At 62.1% G+C, this 18940-nt stretch carries 17 protein-coding genes and 1 pseudogene; 6 read left to right on the plus strand and 12 right to left on the minus strand.

The window, feature by feature from the left end:
* Nucleotides 1-17: 17 nt before the first annotated feature.
* From H1204_RS11100 to uvrB, 5 genes are all read right to left on the minus strand, one after another.
* Nucleotides 18-1427, minus strand: a complete 1410-nt coding sequence (locus H1204_RS11100) for a 4Fe-4S binding protein (protein ID WP_180728351.1) — start codon at nt 1425-1427, stop codon at nt 18-20.
* The gene (locus H1204_RS11105; protein WP_180728352.1) at nt 1424-2269 is read right to left on the minus strand and encodes an FTR1 family protein; all 846 of its coding nucleotides are present in this window, start codon (nt 2267-2269) and stop codon (nt 1424-1426) included. Before H1204_RS11105 ends, H1204_RS11100 begins: the two co-directional genes overlap by 4 nt.
* Before the next feature lie 63 nt (nt 2270-2332).
* Nucleotides 2333-2668, minus strand: coding sequence for a cupredoxin domain-containing protein (locus H1204_RS11110; protein ID WP_007590415.1), 336 nt, complete (start codon nt 2666-2668; stop codon nt 2333-2335).
* Between the two features lie 88 nt (nt 2669-2756).
* Nucleotides 2757-3305: an iron transporter gene (locus H1204_RS11115; protein WP_042311653.1), complete on the minus strand. Its 549-nt coding sequence runs from the start codon at nt 3303-3305 to the stop codon at nt 2757-2759.
* A 395-nt stretch (nt 3306-3700) separates the two neighbouring features.
* Entirely contained in the window at nt 3701-5794 is a 2094-nt protein-coding gene (gene uvrB / locus H1204_RS11120) for an excinuclease ABC subunit UvrB (RefSeq protein ID WP_180728353.1), read from the minus strand.
* Nucleotides 5795-5889: 95 nt separating this feature from the next.
* Here uvrB and H1204_RS11125 point away from each other — a divergent pair, with 95 nt between their 5' ends.
* Both H1204_RS11125 and H1204_RS11130 read left to right on the plus strand, forming a co-directional pair.
* Nucleotides 5890-6051 (plus strand): hypothetical protein, encoded by a 162-nt coding sequence (locus H1204_RS11125; protein WP_180728354.1) that lies wholly within the window; start codon nt 5890-5892, stop codon nt 6049-6051.
* A 134-nt stretch (nt 6052-6185) separates the two neighbouring features.
* Entirely contained in the window at nt 6186-7385 is a 1200-nt protein-coding gene (locus H1204_RS11130) for an amino acid aminotransferase (RefSeq protein WP_180728355.1), read from the plus strand.
* A 104-nt stretch (nt 7386-7489) separates the two neighbouring features.
* On the opposite strand, the gene H1204_RS11135 is transcribed toward H1204_RS11130, so the two are convergent.
* The gene (locus tag H1204_RS11135) at nt 7490-8740 is read right to left on the minus strand and encodes a patatin-like phospholipase family protein (protein ID WP_180730935.1); all 1251 of its coding nucleotides are present in this window, start codon (nt 8738-8740) and stop codon (nt 7490-7492) included.
* Nucleotides 8741-8768: 28 nt separating this feature from the next.
* Complete coding sequence (locus H1204_RS11140; RefSeq protein WP_180728356.1) at nt 8769-9566, minus strand: 3-hydroxybutyrate dehydrogenase; 798 nt, start codon at nt 9564-9566, stop codon at nt 8769-8771.
* A gap of 215 nt (nt 9567-9781) precedes the next feature.
* Between H1204_RS11140 and H1204_RS11145 the strand changes: the two genes are divergently transcribed.
* Nucleotides 9782-10753: an aldo/keto reductase gene (locus H1204_RS11145; RefSeq protein ID WP_180728357.1), complete on the plus strand. Its 972-nt coding sequence runs from the start codon at nt 9782-9784 to the stop codon at nt 10751-10753.
* A gap of 254 nt (nt 10754-11007) precedes the next feature.
* Nucleotides 11008-11852, plus strand: a pseudogene (gene rlmJ, locus H1204_RS11150) (23S rRNA (adenine(2030)-N(6))-methyltransferase RlmJ).
* Nucleotides 11853-11885: 33 nt separating this feature from the next.
* Here the strand turns inward: rlmJ and H1204_RS11155 are convergent.
* The 4 genes from H1204_RS11155 to cueR form a co-directional block, all read right to left on the minus strand.
* On the minus strand, nt 11886-12920 hold the full coding sequence (locus tag H1204_RS11155; RefSeq protein ID WP_180728358.1) for an ABC transporter substrate-binding protein: 1035 nt from the start codon (nt 12918-12920) through the stop codon (nt 11886-11888).
* A gap of 156 nt (nt 12921-13076) precedes the next feature.
* Complete coding sequence (locus H1204_RS11160; protein WP_180728359.1) at nt 13077-13427, minus strand: hypothetical protein; 351 nt, start codon at nt 13425-13427, stop codon at nt 13077-13079.
* Nucleotides 13428-13628: 201 nt separating this feature from the next.
* The gene (locus tag H1204_RS11165; protein ID WP_131242579.1) at nt 13629-13775 is read right to left on the minus strand and encodes a DUF3563 family protein; all 147 of its coding nucleotides are present in this window, start codon (nt 13773-13775) and stop codon (nt 13629-13631) included.
* Nucleotides 13776-14057: 282 nt separating this feature from the next.
* Complete coding sequence (gene cueR / locus H1204_RS11170) at nt 14058-14483, minus strand: Cu(I)-responsive transcriptional regulator (protein ID WP_180728360.1); 426 nt, start codon at nt 14481-14483, stop codon at nt 14058-14060.
* Nucleotides 14484-14617: 134 nt separating this feature from the next.
* Between cueR and H1204_RS11175 the strand changes: the two genes are divergently transcribed.
* Together H1204_RS11175 and H1204_RS11180 are read left to right on the plus strand one after the other, a co-directional pair.
* The gene (locus H1204_RS11175) at nt 14618-14827 is read left to right on the plus strand and encodes a heavy-metal-associated domain-containing protein (protein WP_180728361.1); all 210 of its coding nucleotides are present in this window, start codon (nt 14618-14620) and stop codon (nt 14825-14827) included.
* A 15-nt stretch (nt 14828-14842) separates the two neighbouring features.
* A complete protein-coding gene (locus H1204_RS11180) occupies nt 14843-15760 on the plus strand; it encodes an SDR family oxidoreductase (protein WP_180728362.1) in 918 nt (305 codons plus the stop codon).
* Between the two features lie 24 nt (nt 15761-15784).
* Here the strand turns inward: H1204_RS11180 and H1204_RS11185 are convergent, their stop codons facing one another.
* The gene (locus tag H1204_RS11185) at nt 15785-18934 is read right to left on the minus strand and encodes an error-prone DNA polymerase (RefSeq protein ID WP_180728363.1); all 3150 of its coding nucleotides are present in this window, start codon (nt 18932-18934) and stop codon (nt 15785-15787) included.
* Nucleotides 18935-18940 lie beyond the last annotated feature (6 nt).

An 18940-nucleotide genomic window follows, 5' to 3' on the forward strand; every position in this document is an offset into this window, starting at 1 on the left:
ACGCGGCGCGCCGCCGATCAATGTGCCGGCCAGTACCAGAACATCAGCCACCACGCGCTATCGACGACGGCCAGTGCTGCCATGAACCATACCACCGACAGCACGCGCTGGAAAACCCGCGCCGTGTAGCGGCGCGTCACGAGCCACGCGAGCCATGCGCTCCACGCATTCGAGATCACCAAAATCGCGATGCGTACGTCCGACGCCCAGTCGAGCGGCACATGCTCGGCCTTCAGCAGCGACAGCGTCGTCGCCGACAGGCCGAGGAACACGCCCGTACCGGCAATTGGAATCAGCGCTTGCGCCAGATGATGCAGACGCGTCCTGTCGAAGCGTCCCAGCATGCGCGTCGCGCCCGCCAGCAACGCGAGCAGCACCGTGCCGTAGACCACGCCCGTCGCGAGGATGTAGGCGATGATCATCGTGCCGTCGAGCCACGAGAACACGTCGTTCTGTTCCGGATAATGCGTGAACAGGAACCACGGCGCGTTCGTGTCGAGCGGCCACATGATGTCGTGATCGACGAGCCACGTAGCGAGCGACTGCTTGACGTCGATGAACCACGGCGAGCCCGTCCAGTGGAATGCGCCGATCGCGATGCCGAGCAGACCGTAGAGGATCAGCGCGGTGTCCCATGCGCTCGCCTGCTTGTCGCCGAGATTCACCACTTCCGTCGATGGCTTGCGCCACGTCAGCGCGATCGCGTCGCGGTGGCCGCTGCAACGACCGCACATATGGCAGGCGGAGGCGCCCTCCATCTTGCGCAACGGCACGAGCGGCGCGCAGTTGATCGGGATCACGCGATGACCGTGTTCGCCTTCCTTGTACGACCGGCGCCACGCGTCTTCGTCGACCTTGTAGTGGAACGGCGCGAGGCGCGCCAAAAGCGAAAAAACCCCGTTGACGGGGCACAGGTATTTACACCAGACGCGCTTCTCTCGGCCGTATAGCAAGCCGATGATCATCGCGGCAAATGTCGATCCGCCTAACACCAGCAAGACCGCTTTCGGATACTGGTAGACACTGACCATCTGGCCGTAGATCGTCGTCAGGCCGAAGGCGACGAAAGGCCAGCCGCCCCAGCGCATCCAGCGCGGAATCGCCCAGCCTCGTCCGTATTTGCTCGCGAATTCCGCAAGCGCGCCTTCGGGACACAACACGCCGCACCAGACGCGCCCGAGCATCACCATCGACAGCAGCACGAACGGCCACCAGATGCCCCAGAACACGAATTGCGCCGCGAGCGTCAGGTTGTTCCACAGGTGCGCGGTGTCGCTCGGCAGTTCGGTGAACGCCGGGACGAGAATCAGAAACGCGTAGACGGCAACGACGACCCACTGAATGCCGCGGATGACAGCGCCGTGGCGCTGCATCCAGTTGCCGGCTTCTGCAAGCCGGCTGCGGCGATTTGCGACTGCCGCCGTCATGCCGCGCGCCCTGCCGCCTGTTGCGCGGGAACGCGCTTCGAACGGCGGATCAGATACCACACGACGACCCAGTACAGCGCGTACGCGATCAGGTTCATCAGCGCAGGATGCGCGCGGTAACCCGTCAGCGTCGCGACCAGCGAGCCGAACGTGCTGGAGTCGTCGAGAATCATCGACGTGTTCCATATGCGGTCGACGATGGTCGGCAGGATTTCCTTGTCGATCAGCTTGTCGACACCCGTCTGGAACAGGCCCGCGCCAAGGAACAGCAACATGATTTCCGTGATGCGGAAGAACAGCCGCCACGAGAAAATCTTGCCGCCCAGTTGCAGCAGGTAAAACGTGATGAATGCGAGACCGAGGCCCAGCAGCACGGCAAGAACCTGGCTCATATCGACGTGACCCGACTGGCCGAAACCGAGACCGTACAGAAAGATCACCGTCTCGCTGCCCTCACGCGCGATCGCCAGCGCCACGAGCACGGCAACGCCCCACCAGTTCGCGCTCTGCGTGCTCTTCTTTAGCGACTGTTCCATGTCGCGTTTGAGCGTGCGCCCGTGCGACTTCATCCAGATCACCATCTGCACGATCAGCACGCACGCGACCAGCACCATCGCGGTCTGGAAATAATCCTGCGCATCGCCCGACAGCACTTCGGTGAAGCCGACCAGCGCGGCGCCCAGGCCGATCGCGGCCAGAATGCCTGCTGCCACGCCCGCCCACAGATACGGGAGACCGTGACGCGCCTGTTCGTCGCCATTCTTCAGCCACGCGTACAGAATGCCGACGACGAGCAGCGCCTCGACGCTTTCCCGCCAAACGATGAACACTACCTGACCCATCGAAACCTCCAACAACTTCAGTGGACGCCGCGCGTCCGTGTTACGGCTCGTGCTGCCGCGACGTCATTTGGCGACGATCACGCCCTGCGCCTGCTGATGGAAATCATCAAAGAACTTGTAGGTGCCGGGATCGAGCGGAGCGATCACGACCACCGATTCGGCGCCCGGCGCCAGAACCTTTTCCTTACGCAACTCGACACTTTCGAATTCCGCCGCGCCCTTACCCGTGTTCTTCACTTCGATCCGGATGCGCTTGCCCGCAGGCACTTCGATACGCGCCGGCGTCAGCTTGCCGTCCGTCATTTCGAGCTTGAACGTCACGGCTTCCTCTGCGGCGTGCGCCACGCCGAAGAACGATGCCGCCATCGCGAGAACGGCAAGCTTCTGATTGACTCTCATGCACCCTTCCTAAAAATGCGGCGCGCTCTTACGCGCCGCGCACTGCCGCTCGTCGCGGCATCAGGGATCGCGATGCGATCGATACCGATCAGTAACCGCCCTTCTTGCCGATGCCCGCGAACGTGAAGTCGTATTCGAGCGTGAACGGCTTGAACCACGGGCCCACGCCCGTTTCCTTGTCGACGTGACGGCCGAACGCCATGTGGCCTTCCTGCATCGGCGGTTCCACGATCAGCTTCAGGTGATACTTGCCCGGGCCGGCGAGCTTGACGTTGTCGCCGTAGTGCGGGCCGTCGTCGGCAACCATCGCCATCAGGTCGCCCTTCTGGTCGTAGCTCGAACCCGGCTTCGTCAGTTCGTAGTGCACCTGCAGATAAGGCATCCAGTCGCCTTCTGCGAACCCGGTCGGATTCTTCTTGACTGCGTGGATGTCGGCCTCGAGGTGAACGTCGGAATCCGACGCCTTGCGCATCATGCCTTCCGGGTCCATCGTGATGGGCTGCAGATAGACGGCGCCAACTTCCATCCCGCCGCGGATCTGCTGCTTGCCGATCGGATATTCAGCGGCCGACGCCGACATCGCGGCAACGGCAGCGAGGGCAGCTACTCCGCCGCTCAAGATTGACGAAACGCGCATTGAAACTCCTTTGGTTTTTTTAGACTGAAGCAACGAAAAGCCGAACTCGGAAAGGGGCGTTGAAGATGTCTCGCAAGCGCGTGGTCTTCACGTCTTTCGCGAATTGTCCGATGCCGCCAACGCGAGTGCGAAAGCACAAACGAACGGTAATGCGAACAATTCTCAATACTTGAAGCAGTTTATCACTGTTCGGGGGGAGAAACAAACGCGAAAGCTTCGAAAGCCTTGCTGCGACAGGGTCTTACGCGAAGCTTAAGTGGAGTTTTCGCGCTGGTTGCGGCAAGGCGCCGCGATGGCGTTGCGGTTGAACACGGAGTGAGACATGGAGCGACATGCGCGACGGCAAAGCGCCGCGCCTCGTAACCCTTCCGCAACGGCGGAAACGTGGACGGAAGCTAGTCCGTGCCCGTCAGATGATCGCCGACATTCGCGCCGAACACCCGCTCGCGCAGCAACGCAAGCTGGTCGCGCACCTGAGCCGCTTTTTCGAATTCGAGATTTTTCGCGTGCTCCATCATCTGCTTCTCAAGCCGCTTGATCTCCTTGGAGATCTGCTTTTCGGACATGTCTTCGAATTTCGCACGAACCTGCTGCTCCTTCAGCTCGGCGCGCGCTTCGTCGACGTTGTAGACGCCGTCGATAATGTCCTTGATCCGCTTCACCACGCCGCGCGGCACGATGCCCATCTTCTCGTTGAACGCAATCTGCTTCGCGCGCCGCCGTTCGGTTTCGTCGATCGCGCGTTTCATTGAATCGGTGATCTTGTCCGCGTAGAGAATCGCCTTGCCGTTCACGTTACGCGCGGCCCGGCCGATCGTCTGGATCAGCGAGCGCTCGGCGCGCAAGAAACCTTCCTTGTCGGCATCGAGAATGGCAACGAGCGACACTTCGGGAATGTCCAGCCCTTCGCGCAACAGGTTGATCCCGACCAGCACGTCGAACGTACCCAGGCGCAGGTCGCGAATGATTTCGACGCGCTCGACGGTGTCGATGTCGCTGTGCAGATAGCGCACCTTCACGCCGTGATCGGCGAGAAACTCCGTCAGTTGCTCGGCCATGCGCTTGGTCAGCACCGTGACGAGCACGCGGTCGCCCGCCTTCACGCGCTCGTTGATCTCGGCCAGCACGTCGTCGACCTGCGTCCGCGCCGGCCGCACCTCGATTTCCGGATCGACGAGACCTGTTGGGCGCACGACCTGCTCGGCCACCTGCCCCGCCGTCTTCTTCTCGTAGTCGGCGGGCGTCGCCGACACGAACACGACCTGACGCATCTTGCGCTCGAACTCGTTGAACTTGAGCGGCCGGTTATCGAGCGCGGACGGCAGCCGGAAGCCGTAATCGACGAGATTTTCCTTGCGCGCGCGGTCGCCGTTGTACATGCCGTTCAACTGGCCGATCAGCACGTGCGATTCGTCGAGGAACATCATCGCGTCGGCAGGCAGATAGTCGACCAGCGTCGGCGGCGGCTCGCCGGGCGCGGCGCCCGAGAAATGCCGCGAATAGTTCTCGATGCCCTTGCAGAAACCCAGTTCCTGCAACATTTCCAGATCGAAACGGGTGCGCTGTTCGAGCCGTTGCGCTTCGACGAGCTTGCCGTCGCCATAGAAGAATTCGAGCCGGTCGCGTAACTCGGACTTGATCGTCTCGACGGCGCGCATCACCGTCTCACGCGGCGTCACATAGTGCGACGACGGGTAGACGGTGAAACGCGGAATCTTCTGACGCACGCGGCCCGTGAGCGGATCGAATAGTTGCAGCGTATCGATTTCGTCGTCGAACAGTTCGACGCGCACGGCCATTTCCGCATGCTCGGCCGGAAAAATATCGATCGTGTCGCCGCGCACGCGGAACGAGCCGCGCGCGAAGTCGGCTTCGTTGCGGTTGTACTGCATCGCGATCAGACGCGCGATGATGTCGCGCTGTCCCATCTTGTCGCCCGTACGCAGCGTCAGAATCATCTGGTGATATTCCGACGGATTCCCGATACCGTAGATCGCCGATACGGTTGCGACGATCACGACGTCGCGCCGCTCCATCAGGCTCTTGGTGGCCGACAGACGCATCTGCTCGATGTGCTCGTTGATCGACGAGTCCTTTTCGATGAACAGATCGCGTTGCGGAACGTACGCTTCCGGCTGGTAATAGTCGTAGTACGAGACGAAGTATTCGACGGCATTGCGCGGAAAAAACTCGCGAAACTCAGAGTACAGCTGCGCGGCGAGCGTCTTGTTCGGCGCGAAGACGATGGCCGGCCGGCCCAGCCGCGCGATCGTGTTCGCCATCGTGTAGGTCTTGCCGGAGCCTGTCACGCCGAGCAGCGTCTGGAACGACAGACCGTCCTCGACGCCTTCGACAAGCGTGTCGATCGCCGTCGGCTGGTCGCCTGCGGGCGGATACGGTTGATAAAGCCGGAACGGGGAGCCCTCGAACGTCACGAATTTGGATTCGTCGAGAGCGTCGTGGACTTCACTCAGATGATGTTCGGACATGGAAGCGGCACCTCGGCCGGGAGCAAACGACTATTCTAGCGTTTTGCGAACAGGCGGGCTGACGCCTCGCCCAACGCCCAGAACGCAGCTGGCACATGTCCGCTGTTGCGCCCGGATTGATGCGAACGCGGCATGAAAACATCGCCAGATCGCTGTTTTCATTGCAAATTAATCCACTCGCGGGCCGCGCCGATGTCAAAAACCCCGGCGAGATTCGTTACAATGGCACGTTGCGCGCCAGCGCGGCCGTCGGTTGAAAGCGTCGCCGGAACCCCGAACTCAGGACTTTCCGCGGCAATTGCCGAGCCCGGCCGCCGCACGGTGCATACGGTTCTAGCAGCTTCCTAGCAGCATCCGAAGTCGTCCCTCTTTTCACTACTGCCGAATCATCATGTCTCTGTTCTCCGCTGTCGAACTCGCTCCCCGCGACCCGATCCTGGGCCTGAACGAAGCTTTCAACGCAGATACGCGCACCACCAAGGTCAATCTTGGCGTTGGCGTGTATACCAATGAAGAAGGCAAGATTCCTCTGCTGCGCGCTGTGCGTGAAGCAGAAAAGGCACGCATCGAAGCGGCACTGCCGCGCGGCTATCTGCCCATCGAAGGTATCGCCGTCTATGACGCAGCCGTGCAGAAGCTGCTGCTCGGCAACGATTCGCCGCTGATCGCCGCTGGCCGTGTCGTCACGGCACAGGCGCTGGGCGGCACGGGCGCGCTGAAGATCGGCGCGGACTTCCTGAAGCGCGTCAATCCGGCATCGAAGGTCGCGATCAGCGATCCGAGCTGGGAAAACCACCGCGCGCTGTTCGAAGGCGCAGGCTTCGAAGTCGTCTCGTACCCGTACTACGACGCGAAGTCGCAAGGCGTGAACTTCGAAGGCATGCTGTCGGCGCTCAACAGCTACGAAGCGGGCACGGTCGTCGTGCTGCACGCGTGCTGCCACAACCCGACGGGTGTCGATCTGACGGTCGACCAGTGGAAGCAGATCGTCGAAGTCGTGAAGGCGCGCTCGCTCGTACCGTTCCTCGACATCGCGTATCAAGGCTTCGGCGACGGCATCGACGCCGACGCAGCCGCGGTGCGCCTCTTCGCGCAATCGGAACTGAACGTGTTCGTGTCGTCGTCGTTCTCGAAGTCGTTCTCGCTGTATGGCGAGCGCGTCGGCGCGCTGTCGATCATCACGGGCAGCAAGGAAGAAGCGGCGCGCGTGCTGTCGCAACTCAAGCGCGTGATCCGCACGAACTACTCGAACCCGCCCACGCACGGCGGCGCCGTCGTCGCAGCCGTGCTCGGCTCGCCGGAACTGCGCGCAACGTGGGAAACGGAACTGGGCGAAATGCGCGACCGCATCCGCGCGATGCGCAATGGCCTCGTCGAGCGCCTGAAGGCAGCGGGCATCGAGCGCGACTTCAGCTTCGTCAACGCGCAACGCGGCATGTTCTCTTACTCGGGTCTGACGGCTGCGCAAGTGGACCGTCTGCGCGAAGAGTTCGGCATCTACGCCGTCAGCACGGGCCGCATCTGCGTGGCTGCGCTGAACACGCGTAATCTGGATGTGGTGGCTAACGCGGTCGCCGCTGTCCTGAAGTAACCATTGCGAACGAGACGGCGCGACGCGTCGTCTCTGACTGCTTGTAATTGAAAAGGCGCTCGTTTCGAGCGCCTTTTTTCATGCCGTTGACGTGAAGAACGCGCTCAACGCAAGTCGCGGTGAATGTCGTGCGTGACGAAGGCTGCATCGTTGTCCGGCATATCGAGCCAGCCCGGCTGCGCAAGCGAATTGCGGATGTCTTCGAGGCCGCTTTCCCAGTGCTGACGCATCGTCGACAAACCGAACTGAAAGTCCTTGTAGTGCCCTTCGTATTCCTTGTCGCCGTAGATCAGGTGAACGATGTTGTAGCGCTTCGAGCACGATAGCTCTTCGGCAAGCTTGCACCATGGATCATCGCGATGCTCGGGCGACACGCGATCGAGCACTTCGCGCAACACATGTCGAAAGCGCTGCGTGCGCTGCATCGTGTCCGTGACGAGGCGCGTGCGGCTCGAATACTGAATGTCCTTCATCCGGCCCTGGACATCCGTGATGTTATCCGGCACGGGGCCCAGCGCGCTCCACAAGTCGACCTGAAACGCGAGCGTATCGCGGCGCGGACTAGCTTGCGCGACCTCGTACAATGGCGTGTTCGACATCAGTCCGCCGTCCCAGTAGTACTCGCCGTCGATCTCGACGGCTCCGAAGCCCGGCGGCAACGCGCCCGATGCCATGAAATGCTCCGGCCTCAGCGTCTTATGGGCATTGTCGAAATAGGCGAAGTTGCCCGTGTGCACATTCACGGCGCCAACCGAGACATGCACTTCCTTCGAATTGATCCGGTCGAAATCGCATAGCCGTTCGAGCGTCGCCTTGAGCGGCGTCGTGTCGTAATAGCTTGCGAGTTGCGGCGGAACGGAAACGGCGGGCAACGGCGGCGGAAAACGCGGCGTGAAAAAGCCCTTCTGCCCGTCGACGAGCGCGCCGACTGCCTGCATCGCAGTGAACGCCTTGCGCACCGTGTCGTTTGAATTGAAGAAAGCCTGTTCGACGGCAGGCGGCATGGGCGGACCATAGGCCGGCTGGCAGATGGTCTCCCAGAACTCGCGCAGTTTCTCGACGCGATGCTCGGGCGCATTGCCCGCAATGATCGCCGTGTTCAGCGCACCAATTGAAATGCCCGCTAGCCAGTTGGGCAGGATGCCTGCCTCGTCGAGCCCCTGATACACGCCAGCCTGATAGGCGCCCAGCGCGCCGCCGCCTTGCAGCATCAGCGCGATGGTCTCGTACTGAGGCAGCGCCGGGTGATGACTGGCGCGAACGCTGGGCGCTGCGCCCGCCTGCTCGCTTTCTCCCGTGCCGGCACCGCCGGCACGAGCCCGCTTCACACTCCGTTGTGAATCGCGTTGCGCCATCATCACCCTCCTCGCTTCTTTGACCCGGTTATTGCATGTACCAGCCGTGGCTGACGATGAACGATTGCCCCGTGAGCGCGGCCGTCGGAAACGACGACAGGAACAGCACCGTCTGCGCGACATCTTCGACCGTGGTGAAGATGCCGTCCACCGTGCCGCCAAGCATCACGCGCTTGACCACTTCTTCCTCGCTGATGCCCAGCTCCTTGGACTGCTCGGGAATCTGCTTGTCGACGAGCGGCGTACGCACGAAGCCCGGACATACGACATGCGAGCGCACGTTATGTTTCGCGCCTTCCTTCGCGAGGACGCGCGAAAGACCGAGCAGCGCATGCTTGGCCGTCACGTAAGCCGACTTCAGCGGCGATGCTTCGTGCGAGTGCACCGAGCCCATGTAGATCACGATGCCGCCGCGATCGTCCTTGTACATATGCTTGAGCGCGGCTTTCGTGGTGAGGAAGGCGCCGTCGACGTGGATCGCCTGCATCTTCTTCCAGTCCGAGAACGAGTAGTTCTCGATCGGATTAACGATCTGAATGCCGGCGTTTGAAATCAGGATATCTACCGAGCCGAGTTCGGCCGCGACCTTGTCGATGCCCTGATTGACGGCGTCTTCATTCGTGACGTCCATCGCGACGCCGAGTGCCTCGCCGCCCGCCTTGTTGATCTCTTCGGCGACGGCGTTCGCGCCGTCCTGGTTCAGGTCCGCAATCGCGACGGCCGCGCCCGCCGCTGACAGCGTCAACGCGATCTGCTTGCCGATGCCGCTCGCCGCGCCCGTGACGACGGCGACCTTGCCTTTCAGACTATCGTTAGATGACGACATCCAGAACCTCCATGCAGTTGATTGAGCAATGACAACATGGCGCGCAGCCACCGTAAAGCTGGCCGGATGGCATATGCCGTCCGGTCTATTGTTGCACTGCGGCCGGTTCCGCTATTGTGCATGAAGCTACGCGAACTACACACCCAAAGGCACGTCTTCCCGATTCGGATTAATGTGTGGTGTTCCGGCTACGACATTCACAAAAGGAGATCTGGATGAACTACCGACGTCTCGGCCGTTCCGGCCTGCAAGTCAGCGAGCTGTCCATCGGCTCATGGGTGACTTACGGCAATCAGGTGGACCGGCGCGCCGCGCGGGAATCGCTGGCGGCCGCGCGCGACGCGGGTGTGAATTTCTTCGACAACGCCGAAGTCTACGCGGGCGGCAAGTCCGAGCAGATCATGGGCGAAGCGCTGAAAGAACTGAACTGGCCGCGCGTGAGCTACATCGTCTCGACCAAGTTCTTCTGGGGGCTCAACGAAGCGCCCAACCAGTACCACACGCTCAACCGCAAGTATCTGCTGAATGCGATCGATCACTCGCTCAAGCGTTTACAGCTCGATTATGTCGATCTTGTGTTCTGTCATCGTCCTGACCCAAACACACCTATCGAAGAAACCGTGTGGGCAATGAGCGACATGATCACGCGCGGCAAGGCGCTCTATTGGGGCACGTCCGAATGGAGCGCCGATGAAATTCGCGCGGCATACGAGATCGCCGAGCGGCATCATCTGCACAAGCCAGTGATGGAGCAGCCGCAATACAACCTGTTCCATCGCAAACGCGTGGAGCAGGAGTATCGCCGGCTTTACGAAGACATCGGCCTCGGCCTTACGACCTGGAGCCCGCTTGCTTCCGGTCTGCTTACGGGCAAGTATCGCAACGGCGTGCCCGCCGGCAGCCGCGCGGAACTGCAGGGCTACGACTGGCTGCGCAAAGAACTGACCGACTCCGGCAAGAACAGCGTGGTCGGCAAGCTCGGAGAAGTCGCAGACGAACTCGGCTGCACCATTGGGCAACTGGCGCTCGCGTGGATCCTGACGAATCCGAACGTCAGCACGATCATCACTGGCGCGTCGCGTGTCGAGCAGATCGCGGAAAACATGAAGGCACAGGACGTGGCCGCGCAGATCACGCCGGAGCTCAAGGAGAAGATCGAAGCGATCGTCGGCGACGCTTATCAGTGATAGCGGGACACGCTGCGCGGGCCGTACGAATGATGCATGCGGCCTGCCGCGGCGAATGGGGGCGAACTGGCGACGAACGTACGGCGGCGGGCGGGTCGGCCCGCTGCGGACCTCGCGTACAATACGCAGCCCCAACGTTTGACTCTGCGGCCGCGCGGCCGAAAGCCGGGACAATGCGCTTTGCGCAGTTTTGATCGGCATTCGTCCCGCACGGCGACCGCGTAATTCGCTTCTTCACTAGCGCCTTCATTGCCATGCTCAGTTACCGCCACGCTTTCCACGCAGGCAATCACGCCGACGTCCTGAAACACGCTGTCGTCGTGCAGTTGCTGCGCTACCTTGGACAAAAGGACAAGGCGTACTGGTACATCGATACACACGCGGGCGCAGGTGTCTATTCGCTGAAGGAAGGCTACGCGACCAAGACGGGGAGTTCGAAACGGGCATTGCGAAACTGTGGAATCGCAAGGATTTGCCGCCCATGCTCGCGGAATATGTCGATGAAGTGTCCGCGCTGAATGCCGACGGCGAGTTGCGCTACTACCCGGGCTCGCCCTATCTCGCGTGGCGTCTGATGCGCGAGCAGGACCGCATGCGTCTGTTCGAATTGCACAGCACCGAGATCGACGTGCTGCGTCACAACTTCCGCGACGCGGGCCGTCGCGCCATGCTGTTCGCGGGTGATGGGTTCGACGGTATCAAGCCGCTACTGCCGCCGGCGCCGCGTCGCGCGCTCGTGCTCGTCGATCCGTCGTATGAAGACAAGCGCGACTACGGGCGCACGCTGAATTGCGTCGAAGAAAGTCTGAAGCGGTTCGCGACGGGAACGTATGCCGTCTGGTATCCGCAAGTCGCGCGACCGGAGTCACAACGCTTTCCCGACCAGTTGAAGCGGCTGCAGGACAGGAACTGGCTGCATGTTTCGCTGACCGTCAGCAGCCCGCCCACCGACGGCTTTGGACTCTTCGGCAGCGGCATGTTCATTCTGAATCCGCCCTACACGCTGGCGAAGATGCTGAAGGAGACGCTGCCGTGGCTCGTCGAGGTGTTGGGCCTGGACAAGGCCGCGCAGTTCAAGATCGAGCATCGCGGCGATTGAGCGGCCCGTTGGGCCGGCCCAACGAGCGTGCGGCTACTTGATCTGCTCGGCCGCCTTGCGAGCGAAGTCGTTGGTATAGGTCGCCTTCAGATCGACCTTCGACGCGTCGAGCCGCGTATCGAATGAAGCGAGCGCGCGCAATGCCGTGGGCGGTCCGTCGGCGGGCATCAGGCCATCGGGCGAATAGGCTTCACGGACGTTGTGGAACGCATCGATGTACAGCGCCTTGTCGTTGAGCAGATAGGCTGGCGGCACCATCTTCACGATGTCGTCATCGCTTGCCGTCTGAAGCCAGCGATCCGCGCGTACGATTGCATTCGCCAACGCCTGTATCGTCTTCGGATTCTTCTGTATGAAGCTGTCCGATGCGTAGAGCGTCGCCGCCGGCATCGTCCCGCCGAACACTTCCTGCGTGCCCTTCACGGTGCGCGTGTCGACCAGCACCTTGATATCGCCCGAGCGTTGCAGCTTCGTCATCATCGGGTCGACATTCGACAGCGCGTCGACCTGTCCGTTGCTCACCGCGGAAATCACGGTCGCGCCGCTGCCTACGCCAATCACCGAGATATCGCTACGTTGCACGCCGGCCTTGCGCAACGCGACGGTCAGCACGAGATCGGTCGACGAACCCGGCGCGCTCACCCCCACCTTCGCGCCTTTAAAATCAGCCAGCGACTTCAGCGTGTCGGCCTTGCTTTTCGTCACCGCGACGGCGATCTGCGGGGCGCGCCCCATCAGTACGAACTCGCGGTAGTGCTGCCCTTTCGCCGCCATGAAGATCGTGTGCTCGTAGGCGCCCGCGCCGACGTCCGCACTGCCGCCCACCACCGCTTCGAGCGCCTTCGATCCGCCCGCGAAATCCTCGAGCGTCACGTCCAGTCCTTCGTCCTTGAAGAAGCCCAGTCGAGAGGCCGTCAGCACAGGGAGATAGTAAAGACCGGGCAAGCCGCCGACAGCCATTGTGAGCGTCGGCTTTTCAGGTGTTTCCTTCGCGATGGCAGGGTGCGCCGCGAGTGCCAGCAGCGCCCCGCACGCGCTTGCGGCACGACTAAACCAGAGGTCGCGCATTCGTTGTCTCCTGTTCTGTTCGAATTGTTCGTCTCGCTGCGCGGGATGCGTGAAATGCACACCCCGAGCGATGATCGCGCAGCGATTGTCGTCTGAGGATGTCGTGCGCGCCATGCGCCGAAACCCGAATGGAGCGAGTCGCGGCGCCAGGCTGAACTATTGCGAATGCGGCACGTATCGCGGATGCGGCTGCGGCGTCGGCGGATTGGGATAGGGAGCCTGCGAGGCGCCCGGCACCTGAATATACGGCGCCACGATGTAAGGCGGCGCCCCGTTGGGCGCGAGTTCCTCGGGCGCAGCAATCGGTTGTGCCTCGACGATGCGGCTATGCGACAGCGGCCCCGTTGTCAGGATAGTGCCGCCCTGGCCGTCGCTGATGCCGGCTTGCGTGTCGAGAACCAGCGGCGGCCGGCTCGTCGACGAAGCGGCAAATGCCGTCGATACTGCCCCCAGCAGCACGACAGCCGCTGCGGATCGCAGCAGATAAATCGGGTGGTCTGAAAACATGGGCGCCCCGGAATGTTTGTAGGAATGCCGGTTATCGCGAAAACATCATACCTTACCGCGGCACAGGCATTTGAGCTAGTCGCCGACGATCAGCGTAGCGCAATCCACGGCTCCAGATGTGACAAAGCCCCGCATGACGGGGCTTGATCTTCCAACCGGGGCTCGCGGCGCATCACTGCCGCGCGAGCCGGGGCGAACGACTTACAGCGAGTAGCCGCTGGTTTCGAGCGCGCGGATACGCTGTTCGAGCTGGACGATATCCGACGATTCTGCGAGGTAAGCCTCACGACGGCTACGTTCAGCAGTTTCAAACCAGTTGCTCAGCTTTTCGATTACAAATGCAAACATGATGAACTCCAAGGATCAGTTAAGAATCCCCGGTGAATTGGGCATCAGGGATTTCCCGTAGAAGGGTTAACCCGGATTATAGCCTTCTGGTGCAACCTTGCCAGTGAATTGCACGAATGACGTGCATTCCGTTTTGGAATGGTGCATGTTATTTTCACAGTCAAACCGTTGATTTTCACCTAATTTTTTGAGATTCGTCGAAAGATCGCTCGATCAATGCACCGTTTTAGCACCATATTGGTGCGCAGACAGGGATTGCTCACAACGCAGCGTCACTGTTTTTCAATGCCCGTGACAATGCGGCGCAGCCGACGTCGAATCCACGGCAGCAAGGCTTTCGATAATCGGGCAATCCGGACGGTCGTCGCCGTGGCAATGGTCGGCAAGATGCGTGAGCGTGTCGCGCATCTCCGTCAGTTCGGCGATACGGCGGTTCAGTTCGGCAACATGCTCCAATGCAATCGACTTCACCTCCGCGCTCGCACGCGACCGGTCGTTCCACAGTGCAAGCAGCTTACGAATATCCTCAACCAGAAACCCCAGGCGCCGCGCCTGACGGATAAAGCGCAGCGAATGGACTTCCTGCGTCCCGTAAACCCGATATCCCGCCTGCGTGCGTTCCTTCGCCGCGAGCAATCCGACGCTCTCGTAATAGCGGATCATTTTCGCCGTCACGCCCGACGCACGGGCCGCTTCACCAATGTTCATCGCTCGTACCCCACTCTGCCTTCACGATATGTTGCATGATTCTTGACCTTCCCACAGTGGGAAGGTCAATCATCTAGTTGCCGGTCGACAGGCATAATTCAACCATTGCAGGACTTACCAGCTAGAGGAAAGGCATGAGCATCGAATTCAAGGTAGAAGGCATGAGCTGCCAGCATTGCGTCGCGGCCGTCACGCGCGCCATCCAGGAACAGGACGCCGGCGCGCAGGTTCGGGTCGACCTGCCGGCGGGCAAAGTCGCCGTCCAGTCGGGCGCGTCCGTCGACACGCTGAAGGCCGCCATCGACGAAGCCGGCTACACGGTCGTCGGCGTCGGCGGCAACTGAGCGGGGAACACGCGCATGTTCAAGGTGGCCGTTATTGGCGCATCGGGTTTGCTGGGACGCGCGATCGTCGGTGAACTGACGCAGCAGCAGGACTGGCAGCTCGTGCAGACGACCTTCAGCCGTCCTTTCGGGCAAAGCGTCACGCTCGACATTCGCGACACCGACGCCGTCGCGCAGTTCGTCGATCGCAAAAGGCCGGACGCGATCGTCATCGCGGCAGCCGAGCGGCGTCCGGACGTGTGCGAGCACGATCCGGCGCTCGCGCGTGCGCTGAACGTGGATGCCGTGCGCGCGATCGCATCGGCGGCGCGGCGGCACGGCGCGTGGGTGCTGTCCATTTCCACCGACTACGTGTTCGACGGCACGCAACCGCCCTATCGCTATGATGCGGCGCCGTCGCCGATCAATGCCTACGGCCGCAGCAAACTGGAGGGCGAGCAGGCGCTCGCCGAATCCACCGATCTCGGTTGCGTGCTGCGCTTGCCGCTGCTGTTTGGACCGATCGTCGACTGGAAGGAGTCGGCTGTCACGAGTCTCGTACCCGCGATTGCCGCGTCGTCACGCACGGCTTCGTCCGAAGTGAAAGCCGCCGTGATGGACGCGTGGGCGATCCGCTATCCGACGTATACGCCCGACGTGGCCGTCGTCGTGCGTCAGTTGCTGGAGTGGCACGCGCGCGACGAAGCGGTGTGCGGCACGGTGCAGTGGTCCGGCGACGAGCCGATGACGAAGTACGACATCGCGCAGCGTCTGGCCAGCGCGTTGCAGATCGACGCGCAACTGACACCGCAGCACACGCCGACGGACGCGACGCCGCGCCCGCACAACTGTCATCTCGATTCGACGCGGCTCGAAACGCTCGGCATCGGCCGGCGTACGCCGTTCGATACGGCGATTCGCGAAGTGCTCGCGCAATTTCCGTGGCGCGGTTAGCCGCGCATAAAGCGCTGTAGAAAGTCAGTGGAAGTCGCGGCTCATCGATTGCAAGCCGCCCAGCAGATGCGACATATCGACGAGCCGTTGCGCCACCAGGTGCCGCACTTCGCCTTCGCATTGCCACGTGCCGTACACGGCGAGCAGCGATGCACCGAGCGCTTCTTTCCTTTGTCTTTCCAGCAAGCTCGGCCAGATGATCACGTTGACGTTGCCCGTCTCGTCCTCGATCGTCACGAACAGCACGCCCTTGGCCGTGCCCGGCCGCTGCCGCACGGTGACGATGCCGCAGCCGCGCGCGAGCCTGCCATTGCGATAGCTGCGCAGCGTCGACGCGGGCATCAGGCGCTGCTCCAGCAACGCGGGCCGCAGCAACTCCAGCGGATGACGGCCGAGCGTCAGTCCCACCGAGCGGTAATCCGCAACGATGTCCTGCGCCTCCGACGGTGCGCCGAGTTCGGGCGTATCGTCCTGAACGGCGGCCACCGACAGCATGTCCTTGTCGGGCACGGCGTCCACCGAATGCCACAACGCTTCGCGCCGGTTGCCTGCCAGCGACGACAACGCGTTCGCATCGGCGAGCACGTGCAGATCGCGCCGGTTGAGTTGCGCCCGGCGCGCGAGATCGTGAACGCTTTTGAATGGCCGCACCGCGCGCGCGTTTTCGATACGCTCGGCTGCGCCGTCTTTCATGCCGCGCAGCAGCGACAGGCCGAGGCGAACGGCGGGACGCGCGCTGCCCTCCACCGCTTCGAGCGACGAGTCCCAGCCGCTGGTCGTCACATCGACGGGCAACGCGATTACGCCGTGCCGTCGCGCGTCCTGCACGAGTTGCGATGGCGAATAGAAGCCCATCGGCTGACTGTTGAGCATCGCGGCGAGAAACGCCTCGGGCTCGTGGCATTTCAGCCAGCTGCTCGCGTAGACCAATAGCGCGAAACTCGCCGCGTGGCTCTCCGGAAAGCCATATTCACCGAAGCCTTTGATCTGCTCGAAAATCGCCTCGGCAAAACTCTGCTCGTAGCCGCGCTCACGCATGCCGTTGACGATGCGGTCGTAGTATTTTTCGAGGCCGCCCTTGCGCTTCCATGCGGCCATCGCGCGACGCAACTGATCCGCCTCGCCCGGCGTGAAACCCGCCGCGAGAATCGCGACCTGCATCACCTGCTCCTGGAAGATCGGCACGCCGAGCGTGCGTTCGAGCGCGACTTTCAGTTGCTCGCTCGGATAGCTGACAGGTTCGAGCTTCTGCCGACGCCGCAAATACGGATGCACTGCGCCGCCTTGAATCGGCCCTGGCCGCACGATCGCCACTTCGATCACCAGGTCGTAAAACGTCTCTGGACGCAAACGAGGCAGCATGCTCATCTGCGCGCGCGATTCGATCTGGAACACGCCGACGGTATCGGCGTTCGAGATCATGTCGTAGGTCGCTTTGTCTTCGGGCGGAATGTGTTGCATCTCGAAGCGCTCGCCAATGCGGTCCGACACGAGATCCAGCGTGCGCCGTATCGCCGACAGCATGCCGAGCGCGAGCACGTCGACCTTCAGCAAGCCGAGCGATTCGAGATCGTCCTTGTCCCACTCGATCACCGAGCGATCGGCCATCGCCGCATTCTCGACGGGCACGAGCCGCGTGAGCTTGCCGCGGCTGATCACGAAGCCGCCCGAATGCTGCGACAGATGGCGCGGAAAGTTGAGCAGTTGCGACGCGAGCCGCGCCCACGCCTGAATCAGCGGCTTTTCCGGATCGAGTCCCGACTCTTCGAAGCGCTTGAGCAGGTCGTGGCTCGTGTCGAACCATTGATGCGACTTCGCGACGGTATCGACGATCTGCGGATCGATGCCGAGCGCCTTGCCCGTTTCGCGCAACGCGCCGCGCGGCCGGTACGTCGACACGGCCGCCGCGATCGCCGCGCGGTCGCGCCCGTACTTGCGATAGATGTACTGGATCACTTCTTCCCGACGCTGATGCTCGAAGTCGACGTCGATATCGGGCGGCTCGCCGCGCTCCTTCGAGATGAAGCGCTCGAACAACATGTTGCCGCGCGCCGGATCGACCTCGGTGACGCCGAGGCAATAGCACACCGCCGAGTTGGCCGCCGACCCGCGCCCCTGACACAGAATGTGCTGGCTGCGCGCATAACGCACGATGTCATAGACGGTCAGAAAGTACGGCTCATAGCCGAGGTCGGCGATCAGCGCGAGTTCGTGCTCGATCTGCTCCTGCACGTTGAACGGAATGCCCGAGGGAAAGCGGTACTGCGCGCCGATGTAGGTTTCCTGGCGCAGATACGCAGTCGGCGTGTAGCCTTCCGGCACGAGCTCGTCGGGATATTCATAGCGAAGCTCGTCGAGAGAAAACGCGCAGCGCGACAGCACGCTGATGGTCTCGCGTATCGTATGTTCGGGATACAGATTCGCGATGCGCAAGCGGGAGCGCAAATGCTGTTCGGCGTTCGGCGCGAGTTCGTAGCCGCATTCATGCACCGGCCTGCCGACGCGGATCGCCGTCATCGTGTCCTGCAATGGCTTGCGCGAGCGCACATGCATCACGACGTGACCCAATGCGACGACGGGCACGTTCTGCTTCTCCGCGACATATTCGAGCGCGCCGCGATGAATGTCGTCCATCGCGCGCTGATGCAGCACGAGCCCGGCCCATGCGCGGCCGGGAAACGTCTCGTCGAGCCATTCGATCTGCGCATCGAGCACCTCTTCATTCGCAGGAAAATCCGGCACGAGGATCGCGAGACAATCGGGCATGCCGCGCAGATGCGCGTGCTCGCGATCGGGCCGCGACAAGTCGTGCGGCGTGAGGCGATATTCGCCCTTCGGCGCGCGCGTGCGCGCGAGTGTGATCAGTTCCGACAAGTTGCCGTAGCCCTCGCGATTCTGCGCGAGCAGGATCAGGCCGAACGCGGGCGTGCCATCGGCGTTGCACAACTGGAAGTACGAGCCGATCACGAGCGGCAAACCCACTTCCTTCGCCGCCACATGCGCCCGCACGACGCCCGCAAGCGAACATTCGTCGGTGACGGCGAGTCCTGAATAGCCGAGCTGAAACGCGCGCCCGGCGAGTTCTTCCGCATGCGACGCACCATGCAAAAACGTGAAGTTCGAGAAACAGAACAGCTCGGCGTAGGCCGGCAACGCGTTGAAGGTCGTATCCATCGCGCG

The organism is Paraburkholderia sp. PGU19, assembly GCF_013426915.1.
Lineage (GTDB): Bacteria > Pseudomonadota > Gammaproteobacteria > Burkholderiales > Burkholderiaceae > Paraburkholderia.